The organism is Massilia sp. UYP11 (genome assembly GCF_050434805.1).
In the GTDB taxonomy this organism is placed as follows: Bacteria; Pseudomonadota; Gammaproteobacteria; order Burkholderiales; family Burkholderiaceae_D; genus Telluria.
The window spans coordinates 1-4,171 of the sequence record NZ_JBNDJE010000048.1 but is presented as its reverse complement, the minus strand read 5'-3'; the positions used below and the strand labels follow the sequence as shown (position 1 = coordinate 4,171).

General features: G+C 57.5%; 4 protein-coding genes. 3 read left to right on the top strand and 1 reads right to left on the bottom strand.

Annotation, left to right across the window (positions count from 1 at the left end):
- The first annotated feature begins 354 nt into the window (after nucleotides 1-354).
- Both ABIB38_RS24030 and ABIB38_RS24025 read left to right on the top strand, forming a co-directional pair.
- Nucleotides 355-2,214 carry a copper resistance system multicopper oxidase gene (locus tag ABIB38_RS24030; protein ID WP_109343472.1) on the top strand — a complete coding sequence of 620 codons (1,860 nt, stop codon included), beginning with the start codon at nucleotides 355-357 and terminating at the stop codon, nucleotides 2,212-2,214.
- A gap of 629 nt (nucleotides 2,215-2,843) precedes the next feature.
- Nucleotides 2,844-3,578, top strand: a complete 735-nt coding sequence (locus ABIB38_RS24025; RefSeq protein ID WP_005670897.1) for a copper resistance protein B — start codon at nucleotides 2,844-2,846, stop codon at nucleotides 3,576-3,578.
- A gap of 60 nt (nucleotides 3,579-3,638) precedes the next feature.
- Here the strand turns inward: ABIB38_RS24025 and ABIB38_RS24020 are convergent, their stop codons facing one another.
- Entirely contained in the window at nucleotides 3,639-3,950 is a 312-nt protein-coding gene (locus ABIB38_RS24020) for a hypothetical protein (RefSeq protein ID WP_307189510.1), read from the bottom strand.
- On the opposite strand from ABIB38_RS24020, the gene ABIB38_RS24015 reads away from it, so the two are divergent.
- Nucleotides 3,852-4,061, top strand: a complete 210-nt coding sequence (locus ABIB38_RS24015; RefSeq protein WP_307189495.1) for a four-helix bundle copper-binding protein — start codon at nucleotides 3,852-3,854, stop codon at nucleotides 4,059-4,061. The genes ABIB38_RS24020 and ABIB38_RS24015 overlap by 99 nt on opposite strands.
- Nucleotides 4,062-4,171 lie beyond the last annotated feature (110 nt).

Here is a 4,171-nt window from a genome sequence, read left to right as displayed (position 1 = left end):
CGGCACAGCTCCAGCAATGACTTGTCGCCGGTCGAGTATGAAAAGCAGTATTTCAAGCGGCTCGCGAGTGTCTAGGAAACTCGTGGCGATTCAATCCTCTCATTCCCTCGCATCATAGTAGGCTGGTCCGCGGCGTGCCTGTTCCTCGATTCAAGCATGCCAGGGCAGCGCTGGCCGTTGGACAATCTGTTCCATCAAGCTGATGCCGAATCACGCCGTACTTGCTACTTCATTAGTGGCAGTATTGGCTGGCCTACTTTGCGCACCCATAGCCAAAAATTTTTGACGAAGCCCGATGCGTTGCATTCCGCATTCTGGGTCGTCAAATGATCTATCGATTAATCGGAGAACCAGATGAATTCGTTCGATATCGACGCTAGCTGCAATAGCAACTGGCGCCGCCGCTTCCTGCAGGGTGCCGGTGCAGCGATCGGTCTTGCAAGCTTGAATCCCCGTTCACTCTTTGCGCAGCCTAGCGACCGGGGGACTCTGCGCGGGACCGACTTTGACCTAGTGATCGCTCCCATGCCCGTCAACTTTACGGGCGCCGCGCGGATCGCTACCGCGGTAAATGGCCAGGTTCCTGCCCCGATTTTGTGTTGGAACGAGGGCGATACCGTGACCATCCGGGTCACCAACCAACTGCAGACCGTTAGCTCCATCCATTGGCATGGAATCTTGCTTCCGGAGGAAATGGACGGCGTTCCGGGAATAAGCTTTTCAGGCATTGCGCCAGGTCAGACCTTCACCTACCGGTTCAAAGTGCAGCAAGCAGGCACATACTGGTATCACAGCCACTCAGCCTTCCAGGAGCAGACAGGATTGTACGGTCCGATCGTTGTGCTCCCAAAAAACGGTGAGCTAGTTTCGGCCGACCGTGATTACGTAGTCATGCTGTCGGACTGGACCGACGAAAAGCCTGAGCGCGTACTCGCTAATCTTAAAAAGATGAGCGACTTCTTCAATAACAAACAGCCGACGTTCGGTGAGTTTATGCAAGATGCCCAGCGCATGGGTGTTTCGGGCGCGGTTGAAAAGCGCAAGATGTGGAATCAGATGCGCATGATGCCGACTGACTTCAGCGATGTCACGGCTAGCCGGAACATCAGTAGCGCACTAAGGTACCTGATCAACGGCTCGACCTCAGAGAGCAACTGGACTGGAATATTCAGCCCTGGCGAGAAGGTTCGACTTCGGATCATCAATGGTTCGGCAACGACTATCTTCGATCTGCGCATTCCAGGTTTGAAAATGACCGTCGTTACCGCCGACGGGCAGGATGTGGAGCCGGTGACGGTCGACGAGATTCGTGTTTCGGTAGCTGAAACCTACGATGTCATCGTCGAGCCGACTGAAGAGCAGGCTTACACAATCTTCGCTCAGTCCATCGGCCGCTCCGGATCGGTACGCGCAACCCTCGCACCCCGCCAAGGGATGCAGGCACCTGTTCCGGAAATTGACGAGGCACACTGGCTCACTATGGTTGACATGATGGGAGCAATGGCCATGTCGGGCGCAAATGGCGGCCACGGCGGCCATGGAGCAATGCAAAACTCGTCCTCATCCAGTACGGCAAGTCGTGAGGCCATAGCGACGCACCAAAACCATGCACAGGATGCGCCGACAGCGGCTGACTCGCATGCAGGCCATGGCCAGTCGACGACAGCATCGACGTCCAAGCCAGCTCAAGCGCCGAAGGTACGTCATGCGCGAACTGAGTATGGCCCGGGCGTTGACATGCGTGTTGACATGCCCAGGACGAATCTGGACGACCCTGGCGTGAACCTGCGGGATAACGGCAGGCGGGTACTGACCTATGCAGACTTGCGTACGGTTGGAGGACCAGTTGATCCTCGGGAGCCCACGCGGGAGATTGAACTGCACCTGACAGGGAACATGGAGCGCTTCATGTGGTCGTTCGATGGCCAGAAATTTTCGGAGTCCCTGCCAATTCATTTCAGGTATGGCGAGCGGTTGCGCGTTGTGCTTGTCAACGACACGATGATGAATCACCCGATCCACCTGCACGGGATGTGGAGCGAGCTTGAATCTGCAACCGGACAATTCCAGGTGCGCAAGCACACCATTAACGTTCAGCCCGCGCAACGCGTCAGCTTCCGGGTGACCGCAGATGCGCCGGGCCACTGGGCTTTTCACTGTCATCTGCTTTATCACATGGAAGCCGGAATGTTCAGGGAGGTAGTAGTGTCATGAAGAATCAACTGAGGAAGCCGATTCCTTATGCCTTGGTGATCGCCTCGCTTTTTTCGCAGAATGCTGCCGCGCAAGCGACTGCGTCCGTCCAGCAGGTCCCCTCGGTGCAATCATTGACGGGGGACACTCACTCGACAATGGATCATGCGGCCATGGGTCACGTGACACCGCCGAGCTCTCCAGCTAAGCCTGTTCTGCAACCAGCAGTGCCTGCAAAACCAGATGCCAGACAAAGTTCTGGACAAGCAGCTCATTCTGTCCCAACGGAAGCAAAGACATCACGGGCGGAACAGCAGAATCAGCAACAAGGACAAGGATCTGAACATACTGGCCATCATACGACAGCTCCAGCCAATCGCTCAGGCACGCCTACGGCTCCGGAACCAGGAAACGTTGGGCAGCCGGTAAGAGAGCAGAGCCCGGCTTCAGGGCACGCAGGACACGCGATGCCAGCGCAAGCAAGTCCGACAGTGCAGGGGCAACGCAACGCGCCTCAAGCGCAGAATATGGATCACTCGGCGATGGGCCATGCACCGCCCCCCGGAGCGTCCGCCAGTAACGCCCATGCTGGGATGGATCATGCCGCCCAAGCCATAGTTTCGCCCGCCGCCGGCGGACAGGACATGCAGATGGGGCGCATGCAAGGCGGTCCACCGCCGGCCGACGCGCGCGACCCGAACGCGTATAACGAGGGCACGAAGTTCGCGCACCTCGGTAATCATGAGATGAACGACAACGCGCCATTCTGGAAAGTCCTGTTCGACAAGGCCGAGGCGGCGAAAGGCGACGGTGAGCAAGGCCAGAATGTGGAGTTCGAGGCCTGGTATGGCAACGACTACGACAAGGCCTGGGTGAAGGCGGAAGGCGAGCGCCGTGGCGAGGCACTTGAGTCGGCGCGCACTGAGCTCTTATGGGACCGGGCGTTTGCAACATTCTGGAGCACGCAAGTAGGTGTCCGGCACGATAGCGGCGAAGGCAAAAGCCGTAACTGGTTAGCCTTTGGCGTGCAGGGCCTGGCTCCCTACTGGTTCGAGACCGAGGCGACAGCGTACTGGCGTCCTGGCAGCGGCTTGGCAGCACGCCTGAGTGTCAAGTACGAGGTTCTATTCACTTCCCGACTGATCCTTGAGCCCGAGGTGGAAGCGAACCTTTACAGCCGTAGCGATCCGGAACGTGAGATAGGCAGCGGCCTGTCCGACATCAGCGCGGGCCTGCGGCTGCGTTATGAAGTCACACGCCAGTTTGCACCTTACATCGGGGTGACATGGAGTCGGCAATTCGGCGAAACCGCCGACTTCACGCGCATTCGTGGGCGGGGCCAAAGCGAGGTGCAGGCTGTTGCCGGCATCCGGTTCTGGTTCTAGTTCTGGATTGAGTAAATAAAGAAGCGAATTCGTATGAGACACGCTGAAAAGCGTGCGGGATTAATGGAAGAGGCAACCTTTCAATGAACGCTTAAGGAGAAGATCATGATCCAAAATCAGTTCCAATCGTGCATTCAGGCTTGCTACGAATGCGCTCAAGCCTGTGACACATGCGCTGCGGCCTGCCTTCAGGAACCGGATCCAAAGATGATGGCTCGCTGCATCGAACTGGACAACGAGTGCGCTGCGATCTGCCGTCTTGCTGCGCAGCTCATGAGCCGCTCGACCGAGCACGCAATTCAAGTGTGCCAGCTGTGTGCCGACATTTGCGAAGCTTGTGGGGACGAGTGCGCGCAGCACCAGGCGCAGCATTGCCAGGATTGCGCTGCCGCATGCCGCCGTTGCGCACAAGAGTGCCGAAACATGAGTCAGTCGGCCGCTGGAGCCGCATCGATGTCTGGATCGCAAATCGGATCCCACTAAGCGTATGGGCTGCAGTGGTAATCCCCCCATTTTTAGAGCACGCTAAAAGTAGAGGTTAAGCGGCGAGTGCCAATTTCTGTTTTGGCGTGATACCGCCGAGCGCCATGTTG

What these genes read in the sequence shown, in the direction of transcription:
- ABIB38_RS24025 (WP_005670897.1), top strand. Translation starts at nt 2,844, where the DNA reads ATGGGGCGCATGCAAGGCGGTCCACCGCCGGCCGACGCGCGCGACCCG.
- ABIB38_RS24015 (WP_307189495.1), top strand. Translation starts at nt 3,852, where the DNA reads ATGAGCCGCTCGACCGAGCACGCAATTCAAGTGTGCCAGCTGTGTGCC.
- ABIB38_RS24020 (WP_307189510.1), bottom strand. Translation starts at nt 3,950, where the DNA reads ATGCTGCGCCTGGTGCTGCGCGCACTCGTCCCCACAAGCTTCGCAAAT.
- ABIB38_RS24030 (WP_109343472.1), top strand. Translation starts at nt 355, where the DNA reads ATGAATTCGTTCGATATCGACGCTAGCTGCAATAGCAACTGGCGCCGC.